Consider the following 15,910-nt stretch of genomic DNA (forward strand, 5'->3'; position numbering starts at 1 on the left):
GGCGTCTTCCCGGCGGCGGCGCGGCATGGCAGGCTACCGGCACTAGGACCACTGGGCGACCAGCCAACGATGACTGACCGCTAGGAGGACGGCCCATGGGCGAAATGGTGACCTACCGCAGCAACGGGGGCACGAGCGAGGGGTATCTCGCGATACCCGCCAGTGGCATGGCCAGCCCCGCCGTCATCGTCATCCAGGAGTGGTGGGGCCTGGTTCCGCACATCCGGTCGGTAGCGGAGCGGTTCGCCGAGGCCGGGTTCGTCGCCCTCGCCCCGGACTTCTACCACGGTGAGACGACAAGCGAGCCGGACGAGGCGCAGCGGTTGCTGATGGCGATGCGGATGGACGAGGCCGCGAAGGACATCGCCGGCGCGGCCGACTATCTCGCCGGGCGGCCGGAGGTCACCGGCAAGGTCGGCGCGGTGGGCTTCTGCGCGGGTGGCAGCCTCGCCCTCTGGTCGGCCACCATCTCCGAGCGGATCGTCGCCACCGTCGGCTTCTATCCCGTGCTGCCCTGGGAGTCGATGCGCCCGGACTGGGCCGACTACGCCGGCAAGGCCGCTGTCATCCACTGCTCCGAGGAGGACGGCACCTCGGCCACCGAGGGCGTGCAGACCGCCCGCCGGGGCATCGAGGAGGCCGGCGGCGACTGCCACCTCTACGACTACCCGGGCACCTCGCACGCCTTCTTCAACGACGACCGTCCGGAGGCGTTCGACCAGCGCGCCGCGTCCAGCGCCTGGGCCCGCACCCTGGAACTCTTCCGGGCCAAGCTTGGCTGAGTCGCGTACCCCCGAGCAGGTGGTCGCCCGCGCGGCGCGGGCGACCGACCTGGCCGACCTGGACGCGGCGGTGAGCGACTGTTTCGCCTGCCCCCGCCTGGTCCAGTGGCGGGAGGAGGTGGCCCGCACCCGCCGGGCCGCCTTCCGCGACCAGGAGTACTGGGGTCGACCGGTGCCGGGCTTCGGCACCGGCGACGCCCGGATCGCCATTCTCGGGCTGGCGCCCGCCGCGCACGGCGGCAACCGCACGGGCCGGATCTTCACCGGTGACCGGTCCGGTGACGTGTTGTTCGCCGCGCTGCACCGGGCCGGGCTGGCCAACCAGCCGACAAGTGTCGCCGCTGACGACGGGCTCGCCCTGCGGGACCTGCGGATCTTCTCGGCCGTGCGGTGTGCGCCGCCGGACAACAAGCCGACCCCACCGGAACGGGACACCTGCGCACCCTGGCTGCACCGGGAGGTCACGCTCATCCGGCCCACGCTGCGCGTCGTCGTCGCGCTTGGCGCGTTCGCCTGGGCCGCGTGGTGGCCGGTGCTTCGCCAGGTGTACGGGCAGCGCCCGCCCAGCCCGCGACCGGCGTTCGGTCATGGGGCACACTGGTCCGGCACGGACGCTCCGGACTTGCTGGGCTGCTACCACGTCAGCCAGCAGAACACCTTCACCGGGCGGCTGACACCAGGGATGCTGGACGACGTCTTCGGCCAGGCTAAGCAGCTGGCCGGGGTGGACTGAGACACGCGTGGGGCGGTGGCGATGACAGACCGGACACAGCCACCCACGCCGTTCGCGGCCGCCGAGCCGGGGGTGTTGCGCCCGGCGCTCGGCCTGCTTCGCCGGTGGTGGCCGGTCGCCGCGATCGCCGCACTGCTCGCCGGTGCCGCGTTGGCGTCCGCCCACTCGTCGATCGGGGCGAGCCGGATCCCGCCGGCCGCGGAGAACGTTCCGTGGGTGCCCGAGTACCCGACCGCCGAACCGTCGCCGTCCATTCGGGTCGAGCCGCGTGACGCCGGTGAGGCCACCCAGGCGCACATCCCGGAGTGGGTCGCCAGGGCGGCGACGATCCTGCTCGGGTTGGCCCTCCTCGCCGCCCTCGGTTACCTGACCTGGGTGCTGATCCGGGGCGCACTGCGCCGCACCACCCGGGCGCTGCCGGCGCAGCGGGCCCGGCGTACCGCCGAGGGCACCGCCCGCGAGGTGGCCGCCGCCCTCGACGCCGGCCTTGTGGAACTCGACGACCGGGACACCGATCCCCGGGTGGCGGTGATCGCCTGCTGGGTGCGCCTGGAGGAGGCCGCGGCCGCTGCCGGCGTGCCACGGCTCGCCGGGGACACCCCTACCGACCTGGTCAGCCGGCTGCTGCGCGGTGACCCGGCGGCCGGTGTTCCGGCGATCGTCAGCGCCGACGTGCTTGCCGAGTTCGCGCACGTCTACCGGGAGGCCCGCTACGCGACCCGACCGGTCGACGAACGCACCCGCGACCAGGCCCGCGCCGCACTTCGCCGGCTGCGCGGCGAGCTTACTGTGGTGACCCCATGAGCAGCACCAGCATCGACGACCTGCTCGCGTTCGAGGAGGAGGCGGCGCCGAGAGACCCGCAGGAGCCCCGTTCCCGGACCGGCCCGGTGGTGCGCGCTGTCGCGTTGGCCGCCGCGGTGGTCGCGGTGCTGCTCGTCGGCCTCCGCGCGGTCGGCCTCCAGGTCTCGCTGCCGGTGCTCATCGCCGGGGTGCTCGCCGTGCTGGCGATCCGCAAGGTCACCGCCCTGCTCGCACCGCCGCCTCCGTCGCCGGCGGGTGGCCGGGCCGGGACGGGTGACGACGACGGCAGCTACAACTGGGGCGCCCGGGACGCGCTACGCACCGCGATCAACCGCTGGGAATGGCCTCTGGACTGGTCCATGACCCGACCCGAACGTTTCACCGGGGTGGTCCTGCCCCGGATCGGCGAACTGGCCGACGAGCGGATGCGCCTGAAGCACGGCGTCACCCGTGAGTCGGACCCAGCCCGCGCCCGTGTCCTGCTGGGTGACCGACTGTGGACGTTCCTGGAGACCCCGCCTCACCGCACCCCGTCGCCGCGCGACCTCGCGGTGATCGTCGCCGAACTGGAGAAAATCTGATGAACGACGTGGACCGGAGCATTGCCCCCGCCGAGGTTGGTCACCTGGCTCGGGCGGTCCTGGACGCGGTCGGCACCGTCGTGGTCGGCAAGCGGGACGCCTTGGAGCTGGTCCTCGCCGGCATCCTGGCGGGCGGTCACGTGTTGCTCGAAGATCTGCCGGGGCTGGGTAAGACGCTCACCGCACGCTCGTTCGCCCAGGCGTTGGGCCTGGACTTCCGCCGGTTGCAGTTCACCCCCGACCTGCTCCCGGCCGACGTCACCGGCTCTTTCCTCTACGACCAGCGCAACGGCGACTTCACCTTCCGGGCCGGGCCGGTCTTCACCAACCTGCTGCTTGCCGACGAGATCAACCGGACGCCGCCGAAGACCCAGTCCGCGCTGCTGGAGGCGATGCAGGAGAAGCAGGTCTCGGTGGAGGGGGTGACCTACAAGTTGGACGAACCGTTCCACGTGTTGGCCACCGCCAACCCCATCGAGTACGAGGGCACGTACCCGCTGCCCGAGGCACAGCTGGACCGGTTCCTGCTGCGGGTCTCCTTCGGTTATCCGCAGCACGAGGAGGAGTGGGAGGTGCTCCGCCGCCGGATGGGTCGTCGCCGCGAGGAGGCGGACATCAACGCCGTGGTCGACGCGGCCACGCTGCGGGCCATGCAGGCGGCTCTGGAGGACGTGGTGGTGGAGGACTCCATCGGCCGCTACATCGTCTCCCTCACCGCGGCCACCCGTGAGCACCCGTCGGTGCTTGTCGGCGCCTCACCGCGTGGCTCGCTGGCGCTCCTGCTGCTGGCCCGGGTCCGCGCGGTGTTCGGCGGCCGGGACTACGTGGTGCCGGAGGACGTCAAGGAGGTGGCGGCCCCCGCCCTGGCCCACCGGATCACCCTGCGCCCGGAGATGTGGTTGCGCCGGGTCGACCCGGCGTTCGTGGTCGGTGAGGTGCTGGAGTCCACCCCCGTCCCGGCGAGTGGCGCGCTGCCCAGCTACGCAGCGGGCGGGCCTCGGCACTGATGACCGGACCGACAGTGCCGAAGGCCACCGAGCCGGAACCGGCTGCCGGCTGGGCACCCACCCGGGCGCTCGGCCGGGCGGTGCTGCTCGCCGGCCTCCTGCTGGTGGCAGGGGTGCTGCTGGGCCGGGTCGACTTGATCGTGCTGGCCGCCCCGTTGGCGCTGGGCACCGCGTACGCGCTGCGCCGGCGGCCCACCGCGCTGCCGCAGGTCTGGGTCAGCCAGGGTGCGGGCGAGCCGCTTGTCGAGGGCGGCGACGTGACGGCGGCGGTGAGCGTCGGCAACCCGGACACTGTCGACTACGACCTGGTGGTGGTGCGTTCCCGCGTGTCGCCGTGGCTGCGCATCGTCCGGGCCGGCTTCGCCCGCAACGAGGCCGCCGAGGAGGTGCCGCCGAGCACCACTGCGGCGACAGGCGCGACGGCTCCGGCCGACAGCACGGGTCGTTCCGTCGCCGACCGGCCGTTCGTGACGTCGGTGCCCACCGGCGCCGTGGTGGACCTCGAACTGGCCGGCAACGCCCTGCGCTGGGGCCGGCATCCGGTGGGCCCGGCCGGCGCCCGGGTCGCCACGGCGGGCGGCCTGCTGGTCTCCCGGGCGGTGATCACCGAGCCGGTTCGGGTGCGGGTCTACCCGCGTACCGAGCCGTTCGAGGCGGTCGAGGCGATGCCCCGCGCCGCCGGTCTGGTCGGAGCGCACCACTCCCGCCGGCCCGGCGAGGGCGGCGAGTTGGCCGGCGTACGGCGCTTCGGCCCCGGGGACCGGCTGCGTCGCATCGACTGGCGGGTGTCGTTGCGGGCCCGGCAGCTGCACGTGGCCGCCACGCTCTCCGACCGCGACGCCGAGGTGGTGCTGCTGCTCGACGTGCTCGCCGAGGCCGGCCGTTCCGGCGGGGTGAGCGGCGCGGCCTCGGTGCTGGACACCACAGTCCGGGCCACTGCCGCGATCGCCGAGCACTACCTGCACCGCGGCGACCGGGTGTCGCTGCTGGAGTACGGGCCGGCCGCTCGCCGGCTGCGTCCGGCCGCCGGGCGTCGGCAGTACCTGACCGTCCTGGAGTGGCTGCTCGACGTCCGGGTCCACCCGTCCTCGCACGAGCCGTACGACCAGGTCTTCGGCCCGCAACTGCTCTCCTCGGACGCGTTGGTGGTGGTGCTGACCCCGCTGCTGGACGAACGGTCGGCGCAGATGCTCGCCCGGCTGGCCCGCGCCGGGCGGTTCGTGGTGGCCGTCGACACACTGCCGACCGATCTGCCGTCGCCGAAGGATCGGGGCTGGGCCGAGGTGGCGTACCGGCTGTGGCGCCTGGATCGGGACGTCATGATCGGGCAGCTCCGGGAGCACGGCGTACCTGTGGTGCGCTGGGCCGGTGCCGGCAGCCTGGACCTGGTGTTGCGGGACGTGGCCCGGTTGGCGACCGCTCCGAGGGTTGGTGGCAGATGATCGACGTGGTGACCGGGCGGGCTCGGGCCGCCAAGAACGCCGTGGCCCGCGTCAGCGTCGCCCCGATGCTGGTCCGGGTCGGAATCTTCGTCATCGTGTTTGCCGGGTTCGCCCTGGCCTTTCCCGCCGAGGTGCTGTCCGGCCGGCCGCTCCTGTTTCTGTCGGCTGCCGCGCTGTTGCCCGCCTTCGGTCCGCGCCGGATCTGGGCGACCTTCACGGCTCTGGTCACCGTCGGCGGTTGGTTGCTCGCCACCGACGGGTACGGCCGTCCGGTCGCCCTCTGGCGGCTCCTCGCCGTCGCCGCCCTGCTCTACCTGGGGCACACCCTCTGCGCGCTCGCCGCACTGCTGCCCTACGACGCGGTGGTGGATCCCGAGCTGATCACCAGGTGGTTGTTGCGGGCGGCTGCCGTCCTGCTGGGCAGCGCGGTGCTGGGCGTGCTGTTGTTACAGGCCGCCGGCATGGGTGGGGACAGCGGCTACCAGTGGGTGACACTGCTGGGGCTGGTGGTGGCGGTGGGGACAGCAGGGTTGCTGGGCTGGCTCCTGCGGCGCCGGTGACCGCTGGGACACGAGGGTTACGCAGGTCACATGGGTTGTGCTCCGTCACAGATGGGGGGCGCGAGCGGCATTACCCGAGCCGGCCGGGGAAAGATAGTCAACGTGAATCCGAAGCGGATCCTTGTGGTTGGTGCCGGGCACGTCGGTCTCTACGCGGCGCTGCGCCTGTCGAAGAAGCTCAGCTCCCGTGAGGCTGAGGTCATGGTGGTGGATCCCCAGCCACACATGACCTATCAGCCGTTCCTGCCCGAGGCCGCGGCGGGCAACATCTCCCCACGGCACTCCGTGGTGCCGCTGCGCCGCGAGTTGCGGCGGTGCAAGATGGTGGCGGGCACTGTCACGCGGATCGAGCACGACCGCAAGGTGGCCACCGTCCAGCCGATCAGCGGCCCGGCCCGGGAGATCCCGTACGACCACGTGATCGTCGCCCCGGGGTCGGTCTCCCGCACCCTGCCGATTCCCGGCCTGCACGAGCAGGGCATCGGGTTCAAGACCATCGGCGAGGCGATCTACCTGCGCAACCATGTGCTGGACCGGCTCGACGTGGCGGCCGCCACGCCGGACCCGGAGGTCCGCCGTTCCGCGCTCACCTTCACCTTCGTCGGCGGTGGGTACGCCGGCATCGAGGCGCTCGCCGAGATGGAGGACATGGCTCGCGACGCCCTGCGCTACTACCCGGAGCTGAAGCAGGACGAGGTGCGCTGGGTGCTGGTCGAGGCGACCCAGCGGGTGTTGCCCGAGGTCGACCGGGACATGGGCGCCTACACCGTTCAGCAGTTGATGAAGCGCAACATGGACATCCGGCTGGACACCCGGCTTGAGTCCTGCGTCGACGGGTTGGTCAAGCTCTCCGACGGTGACAGCTTCCGGTCCGACACGATCGTCTGGACGGCCGGCGTGAAGCCGTCGCCGATGCTGGACGCGACGGACTTCCCGCGCGACGACCGTCGGCGGATCACCTGCCTGCCCACCCTCCAGGTGGTCGACGGCGACCGGCTGGTCGAGGGCGCGTGGAGCGCCGGTGACTGCGCCGCCGTGCCGGACCTCACCAAGGAGCCGGGTAACTTCTGCTCGCCGAGCGCGCAGCACGCGGTGCGTCAGGCCGCCCGGATGGCCGACAACATCGTGGCCGTGATCCGTGGCCGCGAGCCTGTCGACTACAAGCACAAGCACGTCGGCAGCGTCGCGAGCCTCGGCCTGCATAAGGGCGTCGCCCAGGTCTACGGGATCAAGATGACCGGATGGCCGGCCTGGGTCATGCACCGGACGTACCACATGAGCCGGATCCCGTCGTTCAACCGCAAGGTCCGGGTCGTGGTGGACTGGTCGTTGGCGTTCTTCCTCAAGCGTGAGGTGGTCGCCCTGGGGCAGCTGCACGACCCGCGCGAGGAGTTCGTCGAGGCATCCCAACCGGTCGGCGCCCCGCGCGTCTGACCTACCCCGCCCACTGACCCCGTCGATCTTGCACTTTCTGTTGCCGTAACGCACCTCTTGGTGTGTCTCGTCCGGGCGGTAAGTGCAAGATCGACGGGGTTTAGACGCGCCAGATCCACACGTCGGCCACCCGTGTCGCGGGGCCGTAGAGCTGCTCCAGGGTGTTCCGCAGGCTCTCGGCGTGCGGGGCGTCATCGGCGAGTGCCACGCAGGAGGCACCCCAGAAGTCCGCGTCCCGGACGGCCTGCCGGCGTTGCTCGTCGCCGATCGCCGGCTGGTCGCCGCGCCGGGCCACCTCCGCCAGCAGAGCCGAGGTGGGCTGCTTGAACGTGCCCATCGCCGCGGTGCCGCCCCGACCGTACGGGCCGATGAAGAACCCCTCGGGCAGACCGAAGGCGGCGTTGGCGGCGGTCGCCCAGCGCATCGGCCCGGGTTCCCTGGGCGTGGGCAGCGGCACCGGAACCAACACCCCGCCGGGGCGTACGCACTGCCGCCAGTGCCCGCCGGTGACGAACTCCGGCACGGCGGGCCGTCCGATCGTCGGCAGGGGAGTCGGAAAGATCGGCAGCAGCGCCGCGCCGACGGCCAGCGGCACCAGCCGCCGCGCCCGACCGGTGCCACGCAGGGCCCGGTCGACCGCCAGCACCAGCAGCGTCGCGACGATCGGCAGCACCGCCAGCGCGAACCGCATCGGCAACGCGCCGTCCACCACCGGCAGCCCGCCGATCAGGGCGTACGGGCCGGGAAGCGCCGTCCGGGTGCCGCCGAGCACCACCTCGGGGCCGAGCGAGAGCGTGCCCATCACCAGGCCCGCCACCACGCAGGCGAAGACCAGCCGGCGTCGCCCGACCCAGACCGCGCACGCCACGGCGGCCAGCAGGAGGGGCCAGCCGAGGAAGGTGTTGTACTCGGCCGGACCGGTGGTCAGCCGGGCGGACTCGACGCTCCCGGCCACCGACAGTGGGGAAACCGCCCACCAACTGCTCAGGTCGGCGGAGAAGTTCGCCGGCCTGAACAACCCGTCGGCAACACCTCGCGGCCCGGCGAACTGGAACCACAACGGATAGGCGAGCACCAGCAGGGCGAGCCCGGCGGCGATCGCCAGCCCACCGGCGAAGCCGGGTAGTGCGCGCCGAGCCAGCTCCCGGTCCGTCACGGCGTAGCCGATCGCCATCAGCAGCAGCGTGAGCGCGGTGAGGAACAGCACCTCCTCGCCGATGAAGACCTGCGCGCTGACCGCGGCGGCCAGCCCCACCGCCGAGGTGAACATCCGTCGGCGGTCCGGCCCGACGGGTCGGGCCAGACCGCTCTCGTCAGGTGCCGGAGGGCCCGGGTCGGCTGCCCGCAGCAGGCGAACCACCAGCCAGACGATCACCGGCACCAGCCACTGGGCGGTCATGTGCAGGTGGCTGTTGGTCTGCGAGACCATGCCGGGACCGAACCCGCACAGCCCGCCGCCGAGCGCGGCAGCGAGCCGGCGGGCACGCAGCGTCCGGCGGAACAGCAGGTACCAGGCGAGAGCGGTGCCGGCGAGGTTGGCGGCGGCGAGCAGCGCGAAGCTGACCGGTGCGCCCAGCAGCAGGGTGACCGGCGCGACGGCGACGCCGAGCGCGATCACCGTGGTGTTGGCCATCAGGTTGACGCCGCCGGGCGCGTTGAGTCGGTCGGTGAGCAGGTGGAAGTCGCCGAGCAACGCGCGGGCGTCGACCGCCAGGAACCACTCGTAGAGGGTCTGGTCCTCCGGATTGAGCGCCAGGGTGCGGCCGGCCGGATCGAGCCACAGTCCGTGGGTGAGCCAGCCGGCGAGCACCACGTAGACCAGAGCGACGAGCAGATCCGTACGGTTCCGGTTGACGGCGGCCAGCAGCCGCGCGATCCGGAGCCGACGGTCGACCCGACCAGCGAGGCGGAGGGCCTGCTCAGGGGCGGAGTCGGGGGCCGTGGGGGCTGCGCTGCTCACGGCCTCGACCCTAATCTGGCAAGCCCTGCTGGGTACGTCGCGTCGCCGCTAACCCGCTACGGTGACACTGCACCGTGCGTGTCGGCGCGCGCCGGTGCCACCCGCCCGGGTGGTGGAAAGGCAGACACGGCCGCCTTAAAAGCGGCTGCCGCAAGGCGTGCGGGTTCGACCCCCGCCCCGGGCACCCATCAGCTCGACGCGTTCTCATTCGCGATCACCAGGACTTGGCTGCGCCGTTTACTCTTGAGGGGCACGTTCCACGTGCAAACGACCCCCTGAGGGAGGCCAGACAGTGAAGACCTCGAACCCGGTGCTCGCCCGGCTCGGCCAGGCGGCCGAGCGGGAGCGCTCCGCCGGGTACGCCCCGGCCGGGCCGTACGGACAGCCCGGCATTCCCCAGCAGTACCCGTCCCAGGCCGGTTACCCGGCCGCGCCGCCCACCGTGGCGCCGATGACTGTCGACGATGTCGTCGTCAAGACGGTCGCTCTCCTCGGCATCCTCGGCATCACCGCCGCGGCAGCCTGGGTGCTCGTGCCCGACTCGCTGGTCGGCACCGCCTGGATCGGCGCGCTGGTGGTCACCCTGGTGCTCGGCCTGATCATCTCGTTCTCCCGGATGGCCAACCCGGCGCTCGTCATCGCGTACGCGGTGGTCGAGGGTGTCCTCGTCGGCATGATCAGCAAGGCGTTCGAGACGGCCTACGACGGCATCGTGCTCCAGGCCGCCGCCGCCAGTTTCGGCATCTTCTTCCTGATGGCGATGCTCTACCGGGCGAAGGTCATCCGGGCCACCCCGGTCTTCGTCAAGGGCATGATCGCGGTGATGACCGGCCTCTTCGCGGTCATGCTGATCAACCTGGTGCTGGCGCTGTTCGGCGTCAACACCGGCCTGCGCGACGGCAGCCCGCTGGCCATCGGCTTCAGCCTGGTCTGCATCGTGGTCGCCTCGCTGAGCTTCGTGCTCAGCTTCAAGGAGATCGAGGACGGCGTCCGGATGGGCCTGCCGCAGCGCTACTCCTGGACTGCCGCGTTCGGCATCCTGGTCAGCCTGGTCTGGCTCTACATCGAGATCCTGCGCCTGCTGAGCTACTTCCAGGGCGACGACTGACCTCGTCCGCACCGCCGACCGGCGCCCGCTCCCACTTCGGTGGGGGCGGGCGCCGTCGTCAGCGCCGTTTCCCCGCCACCGCCGGTCCGCCCGGGGCAGAGTGACTGCGAGGGCACCTGCCCTGCGGGGTACGCGGGCGAAGGAGGCGGCGGTGCGCAGCAACAACCCGGTGCTCAACCGGCTGGACGAGACCGGCCGGGTGGAGGCACGGGTGCTCGGTGCCCGCGACGTCGAGCCCATGACTGTCGACGACGTGGTGACCCGTACCGTCGGACTGCTGTTGGTCACCGGCGCGGCCGCGGCGGTGACCTGGGCGGTCATCCCCGACGCGGCCTGGCTTGGCGCCGCGCTGGCCGGCAGCGCGCTCGCCTCGATCGCGTTGGTCCTGGTCATCTCGTTGCGGGGCATCACCAACCCGGTGCCGATCGTCGGCTACGCCGTGCTCCAGGGCCTGCTGCTGGGGGTGGCGAGCCGCACGTTCGAGCAGGTCTACCCGGGCATCGTGGTGCAGGCGGTGGCGGGCACGTTCGGCGTCTTCCTCGGCATGGCGGCGCTCTACCGGGCCCGGGTGATCCGGGCGACGCCCCGGCTGGCCCGCCTGGTGATCGGGACGTTGCTCGGGATCGCCGTGCTCAGCGTGGTCAACCTGGTGTCGTACCTGATCTCCGGCCGGCCGGGTCTGGAGGTCTACAGCGTCAGTGGGCAGGTGGGCTGGCTTCCGTACGCCTTCTCGGTGGTGGCCATCATCGCCGGGGCGTTCAGCTTCATCCTGGACTTCGACCTCGTCGAGCGGTCGGTGCGCGACGGCCGACCCCGCCGGTACGCGTGGCTGAGCGCGTTCGGCCTGCTCACCGGACTGGTCTTCCTGTACTGGCAGCTGCTCCGGCTGCTCAGCTACCTACGCCGCTGACCGGCCTGCCGGCCCGGCCTGCCCCGGCCCCGGCCTTGTCCCGGCCCTGCCCGGCCCCGGCCTTGTCCCGGCCCTGCCCGGCCCCGGCCTGTCCCGGCCCTGCCCGGCCCCGGCCTGCCCCGGCCCTGCCCGGCCCCGGCTGCCCCGGCACGGCGGGGCCCGGCGGCATGATCGACTCGGCTTTCATGAAGTCGGGGTGTCCGGGTCGCGGTGATGCCGCGACTTTCAGGAAGTCGAGTCGATCTCGGGCCACGCGGCGGCCGGCCGTAGACTCGGTGCCGATGAGCGCAGCAGAGTTGGACCAGGCCGTGCGGTTGCTGGTCGGTCAGGTCGGGCACTGGCAGCAGCCACGGTGGGCGGCGGTCGCGACCACCGGCAACGTGCCCCGCGCCGACCTGGTGCACCGTCTGGTACAGGAGGTCGCCAACCTGGCCGCCGACGCCGAGGGGCAGCCACGCCGGGTGGTGCCCCGGCTCGACAACGACCTGGCCCTGCCCGACCAGCTCCGGGTGGTGGCGGCCGATCTGGTGGCCGCCGGAGCCGACGACGAGGTGCTGGCGCGGGCCGCCGCCGAGGTGACGGCGACCCGCGGCGTGCTCTGAGGGCCACCCGCGACCGGCGACCGGCGACCGGCGACGCGCGACCCGCGACCCGCGACGTGCTCACCCTCGACCTGCGGCGCGCGGCGTGCTCACCCCCGACCCGCGGCGCGCTCTGTGGCCTACTCCACGAGCGTGCGGCAGGCCGGGCGTCAGCTCAGCTCAGCCGTTCGAGCACCATGGCCATGCCCTGGCCGCCGCCCACGCACATGGTCTCCAGACCGATGGTCTTGTCGTGCCACTCCAGGGCGTTGAGCAGGGTGCCGGTGATCCGGGCGCCGGTCATGCCGAACGGGTGGCCGACCGCGATCGCGCCGCCCATCACGTTCAGCTTCTCCTCCGGGATGCCCAACTCGCGGTAGGAGGGGATGACCTGCGCGGCGAACGCCTCGTTGATCTCGACGAGGTCGACGTCGTCGATGGTCATGCCGGCGCGGCGCAGCGCCTGCCGGGACGCCTCGACAGGCCCGAGGCCCATGATCTCCGGCGACAGGGCTGTCACGCCTGTCGAGACGATCCGGGCGAGGGGGGTCAGCCCCAACTCCTCGGCCCGCTGGGCGCTCATCACCACCACGGCGGCCGCGCCGTCGTTGAGCGGGCAGCAGTTGCCAGCGGTGATCCGACCGTCCGGGCGGAACACCGGCTTCAGGCCGGATACCGCGTCGAGCGTGACACCGGCGCGGGGCCCGTCGTCGGTGCTCACCACGGTGCCGTCCGGCGTGGTGACCGGGGTGATCTCCCGCGCCCAGAAGCCGTCGGCGATGGCCTTCTCGGCGAGGTTCTGGCTGCGTACGCCGAACTCGTCCATGTCGGCGCGGGTCACGTCGTACACCTGGGCCAGGTTTTCCGCTGTCTGCCCCATGGTCAGGTAGATGTCGGGCAGCTCACCGGCCTCGCGCGGGTCGGTCCAGACCTCGGTGCCGCCCTGGGCGCGGTGCTTCGAGCGCTCGCCGGCCGCCCCGAAGCGCGGGTTCTCCCAACCGCCGCCGACAAGCGCCTGCGCCTCCGGCGGCAGCCCGTCGGAGCTGCCCCGGGCGTAGCGGGAAACCATCTCCACACCGGCGGAGACGAACACGTCGCCCTCGCCGGCCCGGATCGCGTGCATCGCCATCCGGGTGGTCTGCAACGACGAGGCGCAGTAACGGGTCAGCGTGGCACCGGGCACAGTGTCCAGACCGAGCAGGGTGGACACCACCCGGGCCATGTTGAAGCCCTGCTCGCCCCCGGGCAGACCGCAGCCGAGGTAGAGGTCGTCGATCGTGGTCGGGTCGAGCTGGGGGATCTTGTCCAGGGCCGCCTGGACGATTGTCGCGGCGAGGTCGTCGGAGCGGACGTCGCGCAGGGACCCCTTGTGCGCCCGGCCGATGGGGGAGCGGGCGGTGGCGACGATGACGGCGTCGCGGGACGACTCAATCGGCATGAGCCAACGTTAATTCGCCAGTAACATCGCGCGGAAGAACCCGGCGCGGCGGGAAATGTCACCCCTGACCGGCGACGAACTGGAGCGTGGGTCAAAGCCCCTGGCCGGCCTGCGGCGGGCCCAGACGACGACCAGCCTCGGCTCGACCGAGGACTCGACACACGCCCTAGCGCCGGGTCGTGGCCGCCGCGGCGGCGGCGATGGCGGGCAGCAACGCGTGCGCCCACACCCGGTAACCGTCGGCCGAGGGGTGGAAGCCGTCGTGGCAGAGCGTCCCCACGTCGGCCCGGAACACCGGCCCGGTCTCGGTGGCGAGGTCGACCACCGAGCCGCCGGCGTCCAGCACGGCCGCCGTCTGCGCGCGGGCCATCCGACGCCCCGACCAGCCGACCACCTGGCGCAGCGGGGGTGCGATGGCACGCACCGCGCCGAGGTCGGGGCAGGTGCCCACCACCACCTCGACCCGCGCCTCACGTAGCCGGTGCACCGCCGCGGCGAGATAGGCCGAGGCGTCCGTGGGCCGGCGCAGCCCGGTGGCGTCGTTCGCGCCGATCAGGATCAGCGCCACGTCGGGCCGCTCACCGAGCAGAGCCCGAGCCACCTGGGTGGCCAGGTCGGTCGAGCGGGAACCGGAGACGCCGACGCTGGACAGGTGCACGCGTCGACCGGTCGGGCCCTCGGCGAGCAGGTGGGCCAACTGTCCGCCGATGGTGTCCTCGAGGCGGTCCACACCCACCCCCAGCGCGGACGAGTCGCCGAGCAGCACCAGCCGCAGCGGCGGGGCACCCGTCCGGCCGATCGTGGCCCGCAGGGCCAACCCCAGCTCCGGTTGGGCGTAGCGCCGGTGCCGCGCGACGAACGCCTGACCGGCGAGGACGGCGGCCCCACCGACGGTGCCGGCGAGCAGCGAGAACGCCGCCGCCCGACCCAGCCGGCCGGCGAGGCCGGTGATCACGCCCCGCTCGCTGCGCTCGTTCATGCCAGTCCCTCCACTGTCGAGGTGTCCGGGGCGGGCCCGTGCTGCGGCACCGCGCCGACACCGAAGAACGCCCGGCGGCGCAACTGCGCCCACCGGCCGGCCGGTCCCCGGTCACGGCCCCGGACCTGGGTGCCGCTGACCTCGGTGCCGGCGTGCCGGGCCGCCTCCTGCGCGGCCTCCGGCAGCGACCGTACGCCCTCTCCCCACGTCGGCGTGGCCCGTCGTTCCGGCCCTGCGCCGAGCGCGGACAGCATCGTCGGCAGGAGTGCGGCGGCGGCCATCGCGTACCCCTCGGCGGAGGGATGGAAGCGGTCCCAGGCGAACATCCGGGTCGGCTCCGCCACGAACCGGGGGCCGAGGAGATCACCGAGGGAGACCGTCCAACCGCCCGCCTCGACCACCGCGACCGTCTGGGCGGCGGCGAGTTGGCGGCTCCACCGGTGCGCCAACCACCGCAGCGGGGGCTGGATCGGGCGGATCGCCCCCAGGTCGGGGCAGGTGCCGACGATCACCTCGCACCCGGCGGCGCGCAGCGTGCGTACCGCCTCGACGAGATAACGCACCGCCAGCCCGCGCGGGGTCCGGTTGGTGATGTCGTTGCCGCCGATGAGGATCACCGCGATGTCGGGTCGGCACTCCAGCGCCGCCTCGACCTGGTGGCGAAGCGCCGCGGAGATGGCACCGACCACCGCGAAGCGGTGTAGCTGCACGGGCCGGTGCAGTCGACGGGACAGGCCGGTGGCGAGCAGCGCGCCGGGTGTCTCCCGACGGCGGTGCACCCCGTAGCCGGCAGCCGACGAGTCACCGAGGACGACCATGGTGAGTGCCGGGCCGGGGAACTTCGCGCCGTAGATCCCGTCGCAGCGCGGTGGCGGTGCCTGGGCCATCGGGATGGTGCGTCGGGCCTGTCGGGCCTGACCGAGCAACACCCCGCCGGTCGCCACCGCGGCCGCCGCGGTGGCGCCCGTCCCGATCGCGGCCAGGCGGACGAACCGCCGGGTCTGCCGCCAGCGCTCACCGGGTACGACGGAATCAGCCACCCCCATACCGCGACATTATCGCGCCGCCCCGACACGCCGCTGTCGTCGTGACGGCACCCGGGTGCCTGGAAACCGACGCGGCGGGGTATCTCTGCGCAGAGGCCGGCCGATTTGCGCCGACCCGCCACGCTGATTCGGCGGAGAGGAGCGCGACGATGGGGAAGACACTGAAGCGCAGCGCGGCGTTCACGGCCCTGGCGCGGGCGCTGCTGGCCGGGGCGCGCGGGGGGCCGTCGCTGGGCACCCGGCTGGCCGCCCTGCCCCGGATGATCCGGGCCACCACCAGGGGCGAGTACGACGGCGGCCTCCGGCTGGCCCTGATGACGGCGGCGACGGCGTACATCGTCTCGCCCATCGACCTGCTCCCGGAGATCCCGCTGGCGATCTTCGGGCTGGCCGACGACGCGGTCATGATCACGTGGTTGGCGGGCAGTGTGCTCGCCGAGACCGACCGGTTCCTGGAGTGGGAGGCGGCGCGCAGCTCCGTCATCCCCGGGGGGCTGGTGCCCTGACGACACGTACGCTGGGCGACGAGGAAACGTCTGCCCGGC

16 protein-coding genes and 1 tRNA gene are annotated in these 15,910 nt (G+C 72.8%); 13 read left to right on the forward strand and 4 right to left on the reverse strand.

Annotated features, from left to right (window positions below; all coding sequences use genetic code 11):
- Positions 1-95: 95 nt before the first annotated feature.
- From AB0A95_RS12125 to AB0A95_RS12160, 8 genes are all read left to right on the forward strand, one after another.
- Complete coding sequence (locus AB0A95_RS12125) at positions 96-782, forward strand: dienelactone hydrolase family protein (protein ID WP_357555705.1); 687 nt, start codon at positions 96-98, stop codon at positions 780-782.
- A gap of 19 nt (positions 783-801) precedes the next feature.
- Entirely contained in the window at positions 802-1,515 is a 714-nt protein-coding gene (locus tag AB0A95_RS12130; protein WP_357555754.1) for a uracil-DNA glycosylase, read from the forward strand.
- Positions 1,516-1,536: 21 nt separating this feature from the next.
- The gene (locus tag AB0A95_RS12135) at positions 1,537-2,319 is read left to right on the forward strand and encodes a DUF4129 domain-containing protein (RefSeq protein ID WP_357555706.1); all 783 of its coding nucleotides are present in this window, start codon (positions 1,537-1,539) and stop codon (positions 2,317-2,319) included.
- Positions 2,316-2,900, forward strand: coding sequence for a hypothetical protein (locus AB0A95_RS12140; protein WP_357555707.1), 585 nt, complete (start codon positions 2,316-2,318; stop codon positions 2,898-2,900). Before AB0A95_RS12135 ends, AB0A95_RS12140 begins: the two co-directional genes overlap by 4 nt.
- Positions 2,900-3,907: a MoxR family ATPase gene (locus AB0A95_RS12145; protein WP_357555708.1), complete on the forward strand. Its 1,008-nt coding sequence runs from the start codon at positions 2,900-2,902 to the stop codon at positions 3,905-3,907. Before AB0A95_RS12140 ends, AB0A95_RS12145 begins: the two co-directional genes overlap by 1 nt.
- The gene (locus AB0A95_RS12150; protein WP_357555709.1) at positions 3,907-5,349 is read left to right on the forward strand and encodes a DUF58 domain-containing protein; all 1,443 of its coding nucleotides are present in this window, start codon (positions 3,907-3,909) and stop codon (positions 5,347-5,349) included. Before AB0A95_RS12145 ends, AB0A95_RS12150 begins: the two co-directional genes overlap by 1 nt.
- Complete coding sequence (locus AB0A95_RS12155) at positions 5,346-5,909, forward strand: hypothetical protein (protein ID WP_357555710.1); 564 nt, start codon at positions 5,346-5,348, stop codon at positions 5,907-5,909. Before AB0A95_RS12150 ends, AB0A95_RS12155 begins: the two co-directional genes overlap by 4 nt.
- 102 nt (positions 5,910-6,011) lie before the next feature.
- On the forward strand, positions 6,012-7,343 hold the full coding sequence (locus tag AB0A95_RS12160; protein WP_357555711.1) for an NAD(P)/FAD-dependent oxidoreductase: 1,332 nt from the start codon (positions 6,012-6,014) through the stop codon (positions 7,341-7,343).
- A 100-nt stretch (positions 7,344-7,443) separates the two neighbouring features.
- Here the strand turns inward: AB0A95_RS12160 and AB0A95_RS12165 are convergent, their stop codons facing one another.
- Positions 7,444-9,303 carry a hypothetical protein gene (locus tag AB0A95_RS12165; RefSeq protein ID WP_357555712.1) on the reverse strand — a complete coding sequence of 620 codons (1,860 nt, stop codon included), beginning with the start codon at positions 9,301-9,303 and terminating at the stop codon, positions 7,444-7,446.
- 103 nt (positions 9,304-9,406) lie between these two features.
- Between AB0A95_RS12165 and AB0A95_RS12170 the strand changes: the two genes are divergently transcribed.
- The 4 genes from AB0A95_RS12170 (at position 9,407) to AB0A95_RS12185 (ending at position 11,923) form a co-directional block, all read left to right on the forward strand.
- Positions 9,407-9,487: transfer RNA gene (locus tag AB0A95_RS12170), tRNA-Leu, on the forward strand.
- Positions 9,488-9,595: 108 nt separating this feature from the next.
- A complete protein-coding gene (locus AB0A95_RS12175; protein ID WP_357555713.1) occupies positions 9,596-10,411 on the forward strand; it encodes a Bax inhibitor-1/YccA family protein in 816 nt (271 codons plus the stop codon).
- 151 nt (positions 10,412-10,562) lie between these two features.
- On the forward strand, positions 10,563-11,321 hold the full coding sequence (locus AB0A95_RS12180; RefSeq protein ID WP_357555714.1) for a Bax inhibitor-1/YccA family protein: 759 nt from the start codon (positions 10,563-10,565) through the stop codon (positions 11,319-11,321).
- A gap of 281 nt (positions 11,322-11,602) precedes the next feature.
- Entirely contained in the window at positions 11,603-11,923 is a 321-nt protein-coding gene (locus AB0A95_RS12185; protein ID WP_357078948.1) for a hypothetical protein, read from the forward strand.
- Positions 11,924-12,077: 154 nt separating this feature from the next.
- Here the strand turns inward: AB0A95_RS12185 and AB0A95_RS12190 are convergent, their stop codons facing one another.
- The 3 genes from AB0A95_RS12190 to AB0A95_RS12200 form a co-directional block, all read right to left on the reverse strand.
- Positions 12,078-13,340, reverse strand: a complete 1,263-nt coding sequence (locus AB0A95_RS12190) for an acetyl-CoA C-acetyltransferase (RefSeq protein WP_357555715.1) — start codon at positions 13,338-13,340, stop codon at positions 12,078-12,080.
- A 166-nt stretch (positions 13,341-13,506) separates the two neighbouring features.
- Positions 13,507-14,319, reverse strand: coding sequence for an SGNH/GDSL hydrolase family protein (locus AB0A95_RS12195; protein ID WP_357555716.1), 813 nt, complete (start codon positions 14,317-14,319; stop codon positions 13,507-13,509).
- Positions 14,316-15,365, reverse strand: coding sequence for an SGNH/GDSL hydrolase family protein (locus tag AB0A95_RS12200; protein WP_357555717.1), 1,050 nt, complete (start codon positions 15,363-15,365; stop codon positions 14,316-14,318). Before AB0A95_RS12200 ends, AB0A95_RS12195 begins: the two co-directional genes overlap by 4 nt.
- A gap of 149 nt (positions 15,366-15,514) precedes the next feature.
- Here AB0A95_RS12200 and AB0A95_RS12205 point away from each other — a divergent pair, with 149 nt between their 5' ends.
- Positions 15,515-15,871 (forward strand): YkvA family protein, encoded by a 357-nt coding sequence (locus tag AB0A95_RS12205; protein ID WP_357555718.1) that lies wholly within the window; start codon positions 15,515-15,517, stop codon positions 15,869-15,871.
- Positions 15,872-15,910 lie beyond the last annotated feature (39 nt).

This window comes from Micromonospora sp. NPDC049230, from assembly GCF_040647875.1.
GTDB lineage: Bacteria > Actinomycetota > Actinomycetes > Mycobacteriales > Micromonosporaceae > Micromonospora.